This window comes from Sphingomonas lycopersici (assembly GCF_026130605.1).
GTDB lineage: Bacteria > Pseudomonadota > Alphaproteobacteria > Sphingomonadales > Sphingomonadaceae > Sphingomonas > Sphingomonas lycopersici.
Genome location: NZ_JANFAU010000002.1, coordinates 307,400 through 323,454, shown reverse-complemented (window position 1 = coordinate 323,454; position 16,055 = coordinate 307,400). Strand labels below are relative to the sequence as shown.

13 protein-coding genes are annotated in these 16,055 nt (G+C 67.6%); 10 read left to right on the top strand and 3 right to left on the bottom strand.

What is annotated here, in order from left to right:
• Nucleotides 1–113: 113 nt before the first annotated feature.
• From NED98_RS04770 to NED98_RS04750, 5 genes are all read left to right on the top strand, one after another.
• On the top strand, nucleotides 114–833 hold the full coding sequence (locus tag NED98_RS04770; protein WP_265312305.1) for a metallophosphoesterase family protein: 720 nt from the start codon (nucleotides 114–116) through the stop codon (nucleotides 831–833).
• Between the two features lie 44 nt (nucleotides 834–877).
• Entirely contained in the window at nucleotides 878–1,807 is a 930-nt protein-coding gene (locus NED98_RS04765; RefSeq protein ID WP_265312097.1) for a bifunctional riboflavin kinase/FAD synthetase, read from the top strand.
• 206 nt (nucleotides 1,808–2,013) lie between these two features.
• A complete protein-coding gene (ileS, locus tag NED98_RS04760; protein ID WP_265312096.1) occupies nucleotides 2,014–4,785 on the top strand; it encodes an isoleucine--tRNA ligase in 2,772 nt (923 codons plus the stop codon).
• Nucleotides 4,785–5,288, top strand: a complete 504-nt coding sequence (gene lspA / locus NED98_RS04755) for a signal peptidase II (protein WP_179511694.1) — start codon at nucleotides 4,785–4,787, stop codon at nucleotides 5,286–5,288. The genes ileS and lspA overlap by 1 nt, the downstream gene beginning before the upstream one ends.
• On the top strand, nucleotides 5,288–5,695 hold the full coding sequence (locus NED98_RS04750; protein ID WP_265312095.1) for a DUF3035 domain-containing protein: 408 nt from the start codon (nucleotides 5,288–5,290) through the stop codon (nucleotides 5,693–5,695). The genes lspA and NED98_RS04750 overlap by 1 nt, the downstream gene beginning before the upstream one ends.
• Before the next feature lie 114 nt (nucleotides 5,696–5,809).
• On the opposite strand, the gene metC is transcribed toward NED98_RS04750, so the two are convergent.
• Nucleotides 5,810–7,045, bottom strand: a complete 1,236-nt coding sequence (metC, locus tag NED98_RS04745; protein WP_265268405.1) for a cystathionine beta-lyase — start codon at nucleotides 7,043–7,045, stop codon at nucleotides 5,810–5,812.
• The gene (locus NED98_RS04740; protein ID WP_265268406.1) at nucleotides 7,003–7,839 is read right to left on the bottom strand and encodes a sulfurtransferase; all 837 of its coding nucleotides are present in this window, start codon (nucleotides 7,837–7,839) and stop codon (nucleotides 7,003–7,005) included. The genes metC and NED98_RS04740 overlap by 43 nt, the downstream gene beginning before the upstream one ends.
• A gap of 94 nt (nucleotides 7,840–7,933) precedes the next feature.
• Between NED98_RS04740 and NED98_RS04735 the strand changes: the two genes are divergently transcribed.
• From NED98_RS04735 to NED98_RS04720, 4 genes are all read left to right on the top strand, one after another.
• Nucleotides 7,934–8,296 (top strand): DUF6491 family protein, encoded by a 363-nt coding sequence (locus NED98_RS04735; RefSeq protein WP_179511690.1) that lies wholly within the window; start codon nucleotides 7,934–7,936, stop codon nucleotides 8,294–8,296.
• Nucleotides 8,297–8,381: 85 nt separating this feature from the next.
• A complete protein-coding gene (gene queF, locus NED98_RS04730) occupies nucleotides 8,382–8,825 on the top strand; it encodes a preQ(1) synthase (RefSeq protein ID WP_265268408.1) in 444 nt (147 codons plus the stop codon).
• Nucleotides 8,826–8,948: 123 nt separating this feature from the next.
• Nucleotides 8,949–11,234 (top strand): glycosyltransferase family 4 protein, encoded by a 2,286-nt coding sequence (locus tag NED98_RS04725; RefSeq protein ID WP_265312094.1) that lies wholly within the window; start codon nucleotides 8,949–8,951, stop codon nucleotides 11,232–11,234.
• Nucleotides 11,235–11,277: 43 nt separating this feature from the next.
• Complete coding sequence (locus NED98_RS04720; RefSeq protein WP_265268410.1) at nucleotides 11,278–12,558, top strand: glycoside hydrolase family 130 protein; 1,281 nt, start codon at nucleotides 11,278–11,280, stop codon at nucleotides 12,556–12,558.
• Nucleotides 12,559–12,617: 59 nt separating this feature from the next.
• On the opposite strand, the gene NED98_RS04715 is transcribed toward NED98_RS04720, so the two are convergent.
• Entirely contained in the window at nucleotides 12,618–14,582 is a 1,965-nt protein-coding gene (locus NED98_RS04715) for an OPT family oligopeptide transporter (protein ID WP_265312093.1), read from the bottom strand.
• A 104-nt stretch (nucleotides 14,583–14,686) separates the two neighbouring features.
• Here NED98_RS04715 and NED98_RS04710 point away from each other — a divergent pair, with 104 nt between their 5' ends.
• A complete protein-coding gene (locus NED98_RS04710) occupies nucleotides 14,687–15,973 on the top strand; it encodes a homoserine dehydrogenase (protein WP_265268412.1) in 1,287 nt (428 codons plus the stop codon).
• Nucleotides 15,974–16,055 lie beyond the last annotated feature (82 nt).

Below are 16,055 nucleotides of genomic sequence, written 5' to 3'. Positions count from 1 at the left end.
ATGCCGGGCTTGACCCGGCATCCAGAGTCGCAAATGCCGGCGCTTGTTGCTCTGGGTGCCGGATCAAGTCCGGCATGACGGTGGCAGGCAGCAACCAAGGAGCGAGCGTGACGATCAGGCTGTTTCACGTCAGCGATCTGCATTTCGGCGCGGAGGACCCGGCGGCGCTGGCGTGGTTCGCCGAATGCGTCGCGGCGGAGCGGCCCGATGCGGTGGTGATGACCGGCGACCTGACGATGCGCGCGCGCCCGAGCGAGTTCGACGCCGGCGGGCGCTGGCTGCGCGCGCTCGGGGTGCCGGTGACGCTGGAGATCGGCAACCACGACATCCCTTATTATTGGGATCCGTTGCGTCGGCTGTTCGCGCCCTATCGCCGCTATGGCGCGGCGGAGAAGCTGATCGAACGCCCGCTGGCGATCCCCGGGGTGTCGATCGTCCCGCTCAGCACGATCTCGCGCGCGCAATTCCGTCTCGACCAGTCGAAGGGGCGGGTCGCCAAACCCTCGCTCGACACGGCGCTGGCGCGAATCGCCGCGGCGCCGAAGGGCGATCTGATCTTCGTCGCGGGGCATCATCCGCTGATCGAGGGGCCGACCACCGGCTCGGGGCGGACGCGGCACGGCGCACAGGCGCTGGCGGCGCTCGCTGCGGCGGGGGCGGATGCGGTGCTTTCGGGGCATGTCCACGATCCGTTCGACATTCCTTACGGCAAGATGCGGCTGATCGGAGCGGGGACGCTCTCGACCCGGCTGCGCAAGACCCCGCCGAGCTTCAACGAGATCCGCGTCGCCGACGGGCGGTTCGAAACGTTGGTGCGCACGGCCGAAGCATGACTCGGCCATTGCCGTCCGGGTTGGTGGCCCCTAAGGCGCGCGGCATGGAGCGGCTGGACGGCGGCTCGGCGATTCCGCCGCACCTCAGGGGGGGCATCGTCGCGCTCGGCAATTTCGACGGATTCCACCTCGGGCACCAGGCGGTGGTCGGCCGTGCGGTCGATCAGGCGCGCGCCGAGGGGCGCCCCGCACTGGTCGCGACCTTCGACCCGCATCCGGTGCGCCATTTTCGCCCCGATAGCCCGCCGTTCCGGCTGACGACGCTCGACCAGCGCGAGCGGCTGTTCGCCGCGGCGGGGGTCGACGGGATGATCGTGTTCCACTTCGACGGCGCGCTCGCCGCGCTGGAGGCGGAGGAATTCGTCCGCGACCGGCTGGTCGGGCTGTTCGGGGTCGGCGGGGTGGTGACCGGCGAGGATTTCACCTTCGGCCACAACAAGAGCGGCGACGCCGCCGCGATGGCCGCGTTCGGCAAGCGTTACGGCTTCACCGATGCGACGGTGGGCGAGGTGATGCTCGACGGCGCCCCGGTTTCCTCCAGCCGCATCCGCGACGCGCTGCGTGCCGGCAACCCGCGCGAGGCGGCGCGGCTGCTCACCCGGCCGTGGGCGATCGCCGGGCGCGTCCAGCACGGTGACAAAGTGGGGCGCGAGATCGGCTTTCCCACCGCCAATATCGACATGGGCAATTACCTCCGCCCGGCCTACGGCATCTATGCGGTGCGCGGGCGGCTGCCCGATGGACGCGTGCTGGACGGCGCGGCGAATCTCGGCATCCGGCCGAGTTTCGACCCGCCCAAGGAATTGCTCGAACCCTATTTCTTCGATTTCAGCGGCGACCTGTACGATCAGATGATCGAGGTCGAGCTGATCGACTATCTCCGCCCCGAGGCGAAATTCGACTCGCTCGACGCGCTGATCGCGCAAATGGCGGCGGATTGCGACCGTGCGCGGGCGATCCTTGCTGCGGGCTGATCGGCATCTCTTCCGTCATTCCCGCGAAGGCGGGAATCCATTCTGGCTGGCTTCTGCGATAGAAGCGCGACGGCAGTGCTTATGGATTCCCGCCTTAGCGGGAATGACGGGGTAGGGTTGGGCAAGCGTTGGCTTTGAACAACTTGTCGCAGGCTAACGATGGGGCATGACGCGGCCCTTTTCCCGCGCTAATGCCGCGCGCACTCATGGCTGACGCATCCGATACCCCGAAGCGCGACTGGCGCGACACCGTCTTCCTGCCGAAGACCGACTTTCCGATGAAAGCCGGCCTGCCGCAGAAGGAACCGGCTATTCTGGAACGCTGGCAGAAGCTGGGCCTGTACCAGCGGCTGCGCGAGCAGCGTGCCGGGCGCGAGAAGTTCATTCTCCACGACGGCCCGCCCTATGCCAATGGCGACATGCATATCGGCCACGCGCTCAACCACATCCTCAAGGACATGGTGGTGCGCACCCAGACGCTGCTGGGCAAGGACGCGCCTTATGTCCCCGGCTGGGATTGCCACGGCCTGCCGATCGAATGGAAGGTCGAGGAGGAGTATCGCAAGAAGAAGCGCAACAAGGACGAGGTGCCGGCGCGCGAATTCCGCGCCGAATGCCGCGCCTATGCGCAGCATTGGGTCAACACCCAGCGCGAGCAGCTCAAGCGGCTCGGCATCAACGGCGATTGGGACAAGCCGTACCTCACGATGGATTTCGCGGCGGAGGCGACGATCGTCGCCGAGCTGATGAAGTTCGCCGAGACGGGGCAGCTCTATCGCGGCGCCAAGCCGGTGATGTGGTCCCCGGTCGAAAAGACCGCGCTGGCCGAGGCCGAGATCGAATATGAGGACATCACCTCGACCCAGATCGACGTGGCGTTCGAGATTGTCGAGGCGCCGAACGCGCCAGAACTGGTCGGCGCGCATGCGGTGATCTGGACGACGACGCCGTGGACGATCCCGGTCAACCAGGCGTTGGCCTATGGGGCGGAGATCGATTACGTCGCGCTCGACCTTAATGGCTCGCGCTATCTGGTCGCCGAGCAATTGATTGATTCCTTCGTCTCTCGTGTCCACCCCGGCGAAGTTGTTTGGCGCGGGACGGGCGCCCAACTCGCCGGCGCCGTCGCGCGTCACCCGATGCATCACCTCGGCGGGTTCTTCGCCAAGCCGCGCCCGTTCCTGGCCGGCGATTTCGTCACCACCGACGCCGGCACCGGGCTCGTCCATATGTCGCCCGATCACGGTGAGGACGATTTCGAGCTGTGCAAGGCGAACGGCATCGACCCGGTGTTCGCGGTCGATGCGGGGGGCTTCTACCGCGAGGATTGGGCGTGGCTCGGCGGGCAGGGCAGCGTCATCAACAAGAAGTTCACCGCCAGCGACGGCCCGATCTGTTCGGACCTGCGCGCGGCGGGGGCGCTGCTCGCGGCGTCGGACGATTTCGTCCACAGCTATCCGCATTCGTGGCGATCCAAGGCGAAGGTGATCTTCCGCTGCACCCCGCAATGGTTCATCGCGGTCGATCGCCCGATCGAAGGCGGCGCGACGCTGCGCGAAACCGCGCTCGCCGCGATCGCCGCGACGCGCTTCGTCCCCGAAAAGGGCCGCAACCGCATCGGCGCGATGGTCGAGGGGCGGCCCGACTGGGTGATCTCGCGCCAGCGCGCCTGGGGCGTGCCGATCGCCTTGTTCGTCGATCGCAAGACCGGGCAATATCTGTGCGACCCGGCGGTCAATGCGCGGATCGTCGATGCCTTCCGCGCCGAGGGCGTCGACGCGTGGAGCGAGGAAGCGGTCCCGGCGCTGCTCGGCCCGGACTATGATCCGGCCGATTACGAGCGCGTCACCGACATTCTCGACGTGTGGTTCGATTCGGGCTGCACCCACGCCTTCGTGCTCGAAAGCGGGCGCTGGCCCGAATTGCGCTGGCCGGCCGATCTTTATCTCGAAGGATCGGACCAGCATCGCGGCTGGTTCCAGTCGTCGCTGCTCGAAAGCTGCGGGACCCGCGGGCGGGCGCCTTATGATGCGGTGCTGACCCACGGCTTCACGATGGACGCCAAGGGCATGAAAATGTCCAAGTCGCTCGGCAACACGGTCAATCCGCTCGACCTGATGAAGGAATATGGCGCAGATATCCTGCGCTTGTGGGCGCTGTCGGTCGATTTCACCGAGGATCACCGCATCGGCAAGGAGATCCTTGCCGGCGTCGCCGACCAATATCGCAAGCTGCGCAACACCTTCCGCTACCTGCTCGGCGCACTCGACGGGTTCGACGAGGGCGAGCGGCTGCCGATAAGCGAATGGCCCGAGCTGGAGCGCTATATGCTCCACCTCGTCCACGCGCTCGACAAGCAGCTTCGCCAGGCGATCGTCGATTTCGACTTCAACACCTACACCCGGCTGCTGAGCGATTTCGCCAATGAGGATCTGTCGGCGTTCTTCTTCGATATCCGCAAGGATTCGCTCTATTGCGACGCACCGACCGATACGACGCGGCGCGCCTATCGCACGATGCTCGACGTGCTGTTCCACGCGCTGGTACGCTGGGCGGCGCCGGTACTGACCTTCACCGCCGAGGAAGTGTGGCAGACGCGCTTCCCGAGCGAGGACGGGTCGGTGCACTTCCTCGACTGGCCCGAGCTGCCCGCCGAGGCGAGCGAGGATATCAGCCAGCGCTGGCTGGCGATCCGCGCGCTGCGGGTCCGCGTTACCGAGGCGATCGAGCCGCTCCGCCGCGAAAAGATCGTCCGCTCGAGCCTCGAGGCGAATGTGACGGTGCCCGAGCTGCCGCTCGATGCCGATGCTTTGGCCGAGGCGTTCATCGTGGCGAAGGTCTCGCCGGGCGATGAGGTGACCGTGACGCGCACCGATTATCACAAATGCGGCCGCTGCTGGCGGTTGCTGCCCGAAGTGACCGAGGATGACGGGCTGTGCGGCCGCTGCACCGCGGTGGTCGGCGAGGTGGCGGCGTGATGCGCGCGCTCCCCAAGCTCGGGCTGGCGACGGCTTTGGCGCTGTTCCTCGTCGATCAGCTCGTGAAGTGGATCGTCACCGGACCGCTCGGGATCGATTATCTCGGCGCGGTGCGCGAAATCCTGCCGATCTTCGACCTGCGCTTCGTCCAGAATGTCGGGGTCAGCCTCGGGCTGCTCCGCGCGGAGAGCGAGGTCGGGCGCTGGGCGCTGGTGGCGATGACCGGGGCGATCGCGGTGGCGGTGCTGGTGTGGATGTGGCGCGAGAAGAGCCGCGCCGATCAGGTTGCGCTCGGGCTCGTGCTCGGCGGGGCGATCGGCAATATCCTCGATCGCGTGCGCTTCGGCTATGTGGTTGACTTCGCCGACCTGCACTTCGGCGAATGGCGCCCGTTTTTGGTCTTTAACGTCGCCGATGCGGCGATTACGATTGGTGTGCTGATCCTGCTGGTGCGTGCGCTCCTGATGCGCGACAAGCCCGGCAAGCCTGTGGAGAATCGATAATGCGTAAGATCGTCGTCGCCGGAGCCGGCATTGCCGCGCTCGCCTTGCTCGCCGGTTGCGGCAAGCGCGGCTACGATCGGGCGCGGCCCGACGAGTTCGCGGTCGCGCGCCAGCCGTCGCTGATGATCCCGCCCGATTTCGCGCTGACCCCGCCGACCCCGGGCGCGGCGCGGGTGCAGGCCAACAGCACGACGCAGGCGCAGACGCTCGAAGCGCTGTTCGGCACCGCGCCGCGCGCCCCGGCCGAAGCCGCCGCGGTGAGCCAAGCCGGCGACGCCGCGCCCGGCATCCGCTCGTCGGTCGGCGATCCCAAGACCAATGTGGTCGAAAAGGGCCAGACGACCCGCGATATCGTCGCCGCGCCCGAAGGCGACGGCCAGGACGCCCGCGCCGCGACCCCGAAGTAAGCTTAGATCGCGGTTACCTTTCCCCGTTCGGGCTGAGCCTGTCGAAGCCCTGCACTTTCTTCCGATGAAGAAGGGCAGCCCTTCGACAAGCTCAGGGCGAGCGGGTTTGCCCGCTTAACCCCGCACCGCGCTGAACCGCGCCAGCCCGCGTTCGAGATCGGCGATCAGGTCGTTCACATCTTCCAGCCCGATCTGGAGCCGGACGATCGGGCCGGCGAAATCGGGCTTGGTCGCGGTGCGGTATTTCTCCGGATCGACCGGAATCGCGAGCGATTCGAAGCCGCCCCACGAATAGCCGATCCCGAAATGGTCGAGCCCGTCGATCAGCGCGGCGCGTGCCGCCTCGCCGCCGCCTTGCAGGACGAACGAGAACAGCCCGCTCGCCCCGGCGAAATCGCGCGCGAACAGATCGTGGCCGGGGCAGGAGGGAAGCGCCGGGTGGAGCACCCGCGCCACCTCGGGCCGCGTTTCCAGCCAGCGCGCGATCGCGAGCGCGCTCTGCTCGTGGCGTTCGAGCCGGAGCTGCATCGTGCGCAGCCCGCGGCTGCCGAGCCAGGCATCGTCGGGGCTGGCGATCTGGCCGAGCTGGTGGCTGGTATCGCGCAATTTCGCGAACCGCCCCGCGGCGGCGGTCACCGACCCGAGCATGACGTCCGAATGCCCGACGACATATTTGGTGCAGGCGAGGATCGTATAATCCACTCCGCGCTCGATCGCGCGGAAGTTGAGCGGGGTGGCCCAGGTATTGTCGAGCAGCGTCACCACGCCGTGCGCCTTCGCCGCCGCGACGATCGCGGGCACGTCCTGCACCTCGAAGGTGAGGCTGCCGGGGCTTTCCATGAAGATCGCCTTGGTCCGCTCGCCGATCAGATCGGCGATTCCGGCGCCGATCAGCGGATCGTAATAGCGCGTCGTGATCCCCAGCCGCTTCAACAGCCCGTTGGCGAGACTGCGGGTCGGGTCATAGGTCGAATCGACCAGCAGCAATTCGTCCCCCGGCGAGAGTATGCTGAGCAGCGCGGCGGCGATCGCCGCGACCCCGGAAGGATAGAGGAAGGTCGCCTCCGCCCCCGGTTCGAGCTCGGTCAGCGCGTCGGCGAGGCTCCATTGCGTCGGGGTGCCGCGGCGGCCGTAGAACAGCCGGTGGTGGGTGTCGCGCCCGGCGCGTGCGCGCAATTCGGCGACATTGTCGTAAAGGATCGTCGAGGCGCGCCAGACCGGGGTGTTGACCACCCCCGCGGTCCATTCGGCGCGGCGCCCGGCCGCAACGACGCGGGTGGCGTCGCCGATCTTGTCGTGTCCGTCGCTCACCGGCCGGTCTCCTTCGGCGCATCGGGGGTGGCGCCCCATTCGGCCCAGCTGCCGTCGTAGACCGCCGCGTCATGCCCGAGCAGATGCGCGGCGAAGGCGACGATCGAGGCGGTGACCCCCGAGCCGCAGGTCGCGATCAGCGGGCGCGCCGGGTCGATGCCGCTCTCCGCGAATAATGCCGCCAGCTCGGCGGGCGACCGCCACGTACCGTCGGCGTTGAAGAATCGCGCATAATGGATGTTGACCGATCCCGGGATATGCCCGGGCACAACCCCGGGGCGCGGCTCGGGCTCCTCGCCGGCGAAGCGCGCGGGCGAGCGAGCGTCGACCACCTGCGCGGCGCGGGAGGAGAGGTTTTCGCGCATCGCGGCGATATCGCGCACCCCGATGCCGGTCGCGCGCGGGGTCATATGGCGCGCGCGCGGCGTCACCGTCTCGGCGGAAAGCGGGCGGCCCTCGGCACGCCATTTGCCGAGCCCGCCGTCGAGGATCGCGACATCGGGCACCCCGAAGCTGCGCATCATCATCCACGCGCGTGCCGCGGTGCGATGCGGCGAATCGTCATAGAGCACGATGCGCACCCCGTCGCCGATCCCGAGCTTCGCCATCCGGCTGGCGAATTTCTCGGGCGGCGGGAGCATCATCGGCGCGGGATGCGCGCTATCGACGATATCGGCGAGGTCGAGGAACACCGCGCCGGGGATATGCGCCGCGCGATAATCGGCCGCGCCGTCGCGCCCCTCGCCGGGGAGGAACCAGGAACAATCGGCGATACGCAGATCGGGGGCGCCGAGCGCACCGGCGAGCCATTCGGTGGAGACGAGCGATTCCATGTCCGCTTCCTTAGCGCGACGCGGCGCGCACGCAATTCAGCCGCGGTAAACGACCTGTAAGCGATGATCATTCCCGCAGAATGGAGCGAGCATCATGGTCAAATCGGGCATCTTGGCTGCGGTCGCCATCATCGGGCTGGCGGCGACGGCGCAGGCCGGCGAAGTCAAGCACGGCAATGATGCGAAGGAGGTCAGCGTCCCCTTCGCCAACCGCAATATCACCGATTTCCGCGCGGACGGGCGCGACGCGGTCTATCTGCAGGTCAACGGCTTCGACTGGTATCACGCGCAATTGATGGGGCCGTGCACCGATTTGCCCTTCGCCGAGCGGATCGGGGTCGAGACGCGCGGCACCGACACGCTCGATCGCTATGCCACGCTGATCGTCCGTGGGCAGCGCTGCCAGCTCAGCTCGCTGGTCAAGGGCGCGCCGCCGAAGAAGGCGAAGAAGCGTTGAACTCACGCCCAACTTCCCGCCTTCGCGGGAATGACGAGGGAAGGGGGAGTGGCGCCGCGCCCGATCCGCGCCTATCTCGCGCGGCATGACACTGCATCTCGGCAAGGCCAGCACGCTTCCCGCGTCCCCGGACGAGGCGACGCTCGATTACGTTCCCAACCCGCGCGTGGGGCGCCTCTATGCGGTGCGCTTCGTCGCGCCCGAATTCACCTCGCTCTGCCCGGTGACCGGCCAGCCCGATTTCGCGCATCTGGTGATCGATTATGTCCCCGGCGAGACGATCGTCGAATCCAAGTCGCTCAAGCTGTTCCTCGGCTCGTTCCGCAACCACGCCGCCTTCCACGAGGATTGTACCGTCGGGATCGGCGAGCGGCTGGCGAAGGAGATGAAGCCGGTGTGGCTGCGGATCGGGGGCTATTGGTATCCGCGCGGGGGCATCCCGATCGACGTTTTCTGGCAGACGGGCGCGCCGCCGGCCGAATTGTGGGTGCCCGATCAGGGTGTTCCGCCTTATCGCGGGCGCGGCTGATCGCGATCGGCCGAGTCGGCCGATATTGCGTTGCACAAATTTTGCAACCAACATCCGTCTCGCCTGTTTCAATCCTGTCCAGCGGGTGAACGGCCCGCAACGTGCGATAGCGAAGGCGAGGCAATGGCAGGAGAAACTCGAGGCGCGACCGTGGGTCGCGGTAGCGTCAAACATATTGCGTTGATTGGTAATTTTCTGCCGCGCAAATGTGGGTTGGCAACTTATACCACCGATACATTCCGTGCGCTCGGCAGCAGTTTTCCCGGGGTCAGGATCGACGTCTATGCGATGGACGATCACCCGGGGAGCTACGACTATCCCCCCGAGGTCACCGCGGCGATCCCCGAGCAGGATCGCGCCGCTTATATCGATGCGGCGCGGCGGATCGAGGCATCGGGCGCGCAGGCGATCTGGCTCCAGCACGAATATGGCATCTTCGGCGGCGCGGCGGGCGAATATATCCTTTCGCTGCTCGATCGCACGACGCTGCCGCTGATCGTGACGCTCCACACCGTGCTCGAAAACCCCGATGCGCATCAGCGTGCGGTGATGGAAGGGCTGTTGCGCCGTGCGCAGCGCGTGATCGTGATGGCGGCGCGCGGGCAGGAAATCCTGCGGCGCGTCTATGGCGCCGATCCGCGGACGATCATCACGATCCCGCACGGCGTGCCAGACCGTGAGCTCACCGATCCGGCGCAGTTCAAGCCGCGTTTCGGCTGGGTGGGGCGCAAGGTGATTCTCACCTTCGGGCTGCTCGCCCCCGGCAAGGGGATCGAGACGGTGATCGGCGCGATGCCCGAGGTGATCGCGCGGCATCCCGACGCGCTCTATGTCGTGCTCGGCGCGACCCACCCCAATCTCGTCGCGCGCGAGGGCGAATCCTATCGCGAGCGGTTGCAGGAACTGGCGCGGGAAAAGGGCGTGGCGAACCGCGTGTCGTTCATCGACGCTTTCGTCGAGCATGACGAATTGATCGATTATCTGCAGGCGGCGGACCTTTACGTCACGCCCTATCTCAATCCGACGCAGATCACGAGCGGAACGCTGAGCTATGCCGTCGGCGTGGGCAAGCCGGTGATCTCCACCCCTTATGCGCATGCGACCGAGATATTGGCGGATGGGCACGGCGTGCTGGTCGATTTCCGCGATTCGGCCGGTTTCGCCCGCGAGATCAATCGCCTGCTCGACAGCGAGGAGGCGCGGACCGAGCTTTCCGCGCGGGCCTATGCGCGCGGGCGGACGATGATCTGGCCGCGGCTCGCCGAGCGCGCGATGAGCGAGATCGAGACGGTGATCTCCGCGCGCCCTAAGCGGCTGACCAAAGGCGCCGCGCAGGCGGCGCCGCTCGCGCCCGATCTCGCCGCGGTCGAGCGGATGAGCGACCGGACCGGGATGTATCAGCATGCGATCTACTCGGTCCCCGATCGCCGCCACGGCTATTGCATCGACGACAATGCGCGCGCGCTGATGCTGATGAGCGCAATCGAGCCGCTCGATCCGGTGCGGCGCGACAAGTGGATGACGGTCTATGCGTCGTTCGTCCAATATGCGTGGAACCCGGAAAAGCGCCGCTTCCGCAATTTCATGAACTACGACCGGACGTGGTGCGAAGAGGAAGGGTCGGACGATTCGAACGGCCGGACGCTCTGGGCGCTCGGGGTCACCGCGCGCGATGCGCGGGAACATAAGCATCGCGATTGGGCGACCGCGCTGTTCGGCGACACCGCCAGTCTCGGGCTCGAACTCGGCAGCGTGCGCGCGCAGGCCTTTGCGATGCTCGGGGCGGCGGCGATGATCGAAGCGTCCCCGGGGCACCCGCTCGCGCGCGCGATCCTGGAGCGGTTTCCCGACGAGCATCTGTCATTGCTCGATCACGCCAGCCGGCCCGACTGGCAATGGTTCGAGATCGTGCTCGCTTATGACAATGCGCGATTGCCCGAGGCGATGATCCGCGCGGGCCTGGCATTGCGGCGCGACGATCTGGTGGCATGCGGGATCGAGACGCTCGACTGGATCGTCGCGCGGCAGACCGCGCCGGGCGGGCATTTCCGCGCGGTCGGCACCGAAAGCTTCGGCCGCGTCTATGCCGAGCCGCTGCCGTTCGATCAGCAGCCGCTGGAGGCGCAGGCGACGATCGATGCGTGCAGCGCGGCCTTTGCCGCGACCGGCGAGACCAAATGGATCGACGAGGCCAACCGCGCCTATCGCTGGTTCCTCGGCGGGAACGACCTCGACCTGCCTTTGGCGACTGCGGCCGATGGCGGCTGTTTCGACGGGCTGATGCCGACCGGGCTCAACCGCAATCAGGGCGCCGAATCGATTCTCGCGCTGCAATTGGCCTCTTGCGCGATTTCAAGGCTTTCAAAAACGGGTGCCGGCGTGGCAGGGCAAAGACGCGCGGTCGCCTGACGGGCGGGCGCCGCATCGGCAAGGCGATACGGCGAGGCGAGTTTTGGAGATTTTCAACCACCGGTTGCGGCTGCACGCCGACCCATCGCGCGTCGTGGTGCGGCCGTTCCATCTCGGCTGGCAATCGAACGGCTCGGGGATCAGCCGCTCGCAGCGGCTGATCGGCGTCGTGCTCGAAATGACCGAGGACGAGGCCAGCGAACAGCTCGAGGCGGTGCTCAAGGATTTCGAGGCGCGGCACTGGCAGACGCGGCGTGTGTTCATGGCGCGCTACGACCAGATCGCGGCGCAGCACGATCTCGACAGCGGCAAGATCGGCGATGTGAAGCGCCAGCTGATCGGCGCCTATTTCTGCCTGGAATACAGTTATGCCGCCGCGGCGCTGATGAACCCCAGCGTGGTGGCGCATCACGATCAGTCGGGGATGCCCAAGGGATCGCAGCGCATCGTGATGTCGCTGCGCGCGGTGGGGGAGGGGCATATCTCCTCGATCGCGTTTCGCGAGGGCATCATCACCGCGCGGCGCGAACTCAAGCTCGCCCCCGAGCCGCCCTTCGCCACCGCCGCCGATGCCAAGAATATGGACGAGGAGCATCCGCCCACCGGCGCGGTGCGCGTGCATCGCCACCGCGATTCGACCCTGTCGGGGACGGTGATCTTTCCGATCACCGACGAGCAATCGAAGGGGCTGGAGGATCTGCGGCTCGTCCAGTTCACCCACGACGACGGCGACGTGGAATGGCTGGGGACCTATACCGCCTATAACGGTTCGCGCATCCAGTCCGAATTGATGCGGACCAGGGATTTCCGGGCGTTCGACCTCGTGCCGATGACCGGAACCGCCGCGCGCAACAAGGGGATCGCGCTGTTCCCGCGCAAGGTCGACGGCACCTATATGGCGATCGGGCGGCAGGACGGGGAAAATCTCTACCTGCTCAAGACGAATGACCTGACGCATTGGGACGACGGCGATCTGATCCTCAAGCCGGAACATCCGTGGGAATTCGTTCAGATCGGCAATTGCGGCGCGCCGATCGAGCTCGACGAGGGCTGGCTGCTGTTGACCCACGGGGTCGGCGCGATGCGCAAATATTCGATCGGCGCGGCACTGCTCGACAAGAACGATCCGGGCAAGGTGCTGGGGCGCACGCAGGAGCCGATCCTCGCCGCGGCGGATCAGGATCGCGAGGGCTATGTGCCCAATGTCGTCTATACCTGCGGGGCGATGAAGCACGGCGACATGCTGTTCATGCCTTATGGCATCGCCGACAGCTCGGTCGGCTTCGCCTTCGTCGGGATCAAGGATCTGCTGGCGCTGATGTGATCTTCGTCCCCCTTAACTCCCCTCCCTGGTGAAGGGAGGGGAGAAGAAAGAGGGGCTTGTCAGCCGCGCGTCACCAGCGTGCGCGTCCAGCGGTAGAGCCACCAGGTCAGCGCGATGAACAGGATCGTTCCGCCGACCAGTGCGATCGGCGCGAAGCCGTTGCCGACCACCGCCAGCGGCGAATCGCTGCCGCTCGCCGCGACGATGCCGGCAAAGGCCACCCCGAACAGGCTCTCGCCGACGATCATCCCGGTCGCGAGGAGCACCCCCAGCCGCTTGGCGCCCTCGGCATCGGTGCGGCGGTCCGACCAGCGGTCATAGGTCCAGCCGAGCAACGAGCCGACCGTCACCGGCAGGATCACCGCCATCGGCAGATAGATGCCGATCCCGACCGCGAGCGGCGGCAGTCGGAGCAGCTTGGCCCGCCCCATCGCCTCGTCGAGGATGACGAAGCCGATTCCGGCGAGCGCGCCCCAGCGCAGCATCGGCCAGTTGAGGTCGCCCCCGAGCACGCCCTTCGCCAGCGCCGAGATCAACCCGGCCTGCGGCGCGGCGAGTGCCTGCGGCCCGGCGCCCGGCGCGCCCGCAAAGCCGAAGGCGGTGTTGAGCAGATCGAGCACGATCGGAACCACCAGCGCGCCGAAGCAGACGCCGATGACGAGCGCGACCTGCTGCTTCCACGGCGTCGCGCCGACGAGCTGGCCGGTCTTGAGATCCTGGAGATTGTCGTTGGAGATCGTCGCCACGCCGAACACGATCCCGGTGACGATCAGCGCATAAGCGATCAGCGCCTGCGCGGTATCGGGCGGGGTGCCGCGCCCGAACAAGGCGACGAGCAGCAGCGAGGCGGCGATGATCGACAGGATGCCGATCGCCGAAACCGGCGAGTTGGATGCGCCGATCAGCCCGGCCATATAGCCGCACACCGCGGCGATCATCAGCCCGATCACCAGCACGAAGAGCAAGGCGCCGCCGATCAGCAGCGCCCCCGACGCGGCGAGCGGCCCGCCCGCGATGACGCTCCACAGCAACACGCCAATCGGCACGAGCATCGCCAGCGAGACGAGCCCGACGACGCCGATCGGCAGATCGCGTTCGGTGAGCGCCAGCACTTCGCCGCCACGCCGCGCGCGGCTCGCGGCGAGCGCCGAGGCGATCCCGCCGATCACCGGGCGCGCGATCTTCGCCAGCGCCCACACCGCCGCGACCCCGATCACCCCGGCGCCGAAGAAGCGCACGTCGGCGCGGAACACCGTATTGGCGAGTTCCTCGGCGCTGCCGCCGAGGTCGCTATGCGCGGTGAGGATCGGCAGCAGCACCCACCAGCCGGTCGCCATCCCGACGAGCTGCGCCATCCCGACCGACAGCCCGACGAGATGCCCGACCCCGAGCAGCGCGAACGACAGCCCCCCCGAAATCCCGGTCGCGCTCGCGCCGATGCGGAACCAGCGTGCGGTCTCCGCCGCGGCGAGGTTCATCTGGGTCAGCAATGCGAACCCGGCCGAGGCGAGGCTGCCCCAGATCAGCACCGAGAGCCCCTTGGCGCTCTCCGCCCCGCCGTCGCGCGCCGCCGAGCCGACTTCGAGCACCTCCGCCGCCGCGCGCCCCTCGGGATAGGGCAGGTCGGTATCGACCACCAAGGCGCGGCGCAGCGGCACTGAGAACATCACCCCGAGGATGCCCCCGGTCGCGGTGATCGCGGCGGTGGTGACGAAGGGGAAGCCGTGCCACCAGCCGATCATCACCAGCCCCGGCAGCACGAAGATGATCGCCGCGAGCGTCCCCGCCGCGCTGGCGATCGTCTGGACGATGTTGTTTTCGAGGATCGAGCTGTCGGGAAAGGCGCGCAGCACCGCCATCGAGATCACCGCGGCGGGGATCGAGGTGGCGAAGGTCAGCCCGACCTTGAGCCCGAGATAAACGTTGGCGGCGGTGAACAGCAACGTGATGATCCCGCCGAGCAGGATGCCGCGAAAAGTGAGTTCGGCAACGCCCGCGCGTTGCCGGTGGGGATCGGTAGTCATCGGCGATCACTAGCGGGGCGCGGGGGGATGGGGAAGCCACAGCCCCTTGCCGCCGCCTCCTTCGTGGCCCAAGAGCGCGCGACTTACAAAATTAGGGAATCGACATGGCGGAAGCGTTGCGAGTTGCGCTGGCGGGGCTGGGAACGGTCGGATCGGGCGTGATCCGCGTGCTCGAGGCCAATCGCGCGCTGATCGAGCGCCGCGCTGGCCGGGCGATCGAGGTCGTCGCGGTCTCCGCGCGCGACCGCACCAAGGATCGCGGGGTCGATATTTCGCGATTCGAATGGATCGACGATACCGTCGCGCTTGCCGATGTCGGCGCCGATGTGGTGGTCGAACTGGTCGGCGGGGCGGATGGCCCCGCGCTGGCGCTCGCCCGCGCGACGCTCGGCCGCGGCAAGGCCTTCGTCACCGCCAACAAGGCGATGCTCGCACATCACGGGCTCGAACTGGCCGAAGCGGCGGAGAAGGCCGGCGTCCCGCTCAAGTTCGAGGCGGCGGTCGCGGGCGGTATCCCGGTGATCAAGGGGCTGCGCGAAGGCGCGGCGGCGAACGAGATCGCGCGCGTGCAGGGCATCCTCAACGGCACCTGCAACTTCATCCTTTCCAAGATGGAGGCCGAGGGGCGCGATTTCGGCGATGTGCTCGCCGAGGCGCAGGCGCTTGGCTATGCCGAGGCCGATCCCAGCTTCGACATCGACGGGGTGGATGCGGCGCACAAGCTGTCGATCCTCGCCAGCCTGTCGTTCGGCACCCGCCCGGCGTTCGACGACGTCGCGATCCGCGGCATCCGCCAGATCCTCGCCGGCGACATCGCCGAGGCGGCGGCGCTTGGCTATCGCATCCGGCTGATTGGTCAGGCAGAACTGGGGCAGGGCGGGCTGTTCCAGCGCGTCCAGCCGCAGCTCGTGCCGCAGGATCATCCGCTGGCGCATGTCACCGGCTCGACCAATGCGGTGGTGGCGGAGGGCAATTTCGTCGGCCGCTTGCTGTTCCAGGGCGCGGGCGCGGGCGACGGGCCGACCGCCAGCGCGGTGATCGCCGACCTGATCGATATCGCGCGCGGCGAGGCCGGCCCGCCCTTCGCGATGCCGGTGACCGCGCTCGCCGATGCCGGCCCGGCCGATACCGGCGCGCGGCGCGGGCGTTTCTACCTGCGCTTCATGGTCGCCGATCGCGTGGGGGTATTGGCGGAGATCGCCGCGGCGATGCGCGATGCGGGTGTCTCGATCGAGAGCCTGATCCAGCGCGGCGCCAATCCCGACGGCAGCGCCCTGGTGGCGATCGTTACGCATGAGGCGCCGGAATCGGCGATCGCGGCGGCGCTGGAGCGGTTGCGCGGCTCGCAAAGCCTCGTCGGCGAGCCGATGTGGATGCCGATCCTGGCCTGATCCGTTTTCCCCGTTCGGGCTGAGCTTGCCGAAGCCCCGCACTTTTCTTCCCAACGAAGAAGGGCAGCCCTTCGACAAGGTC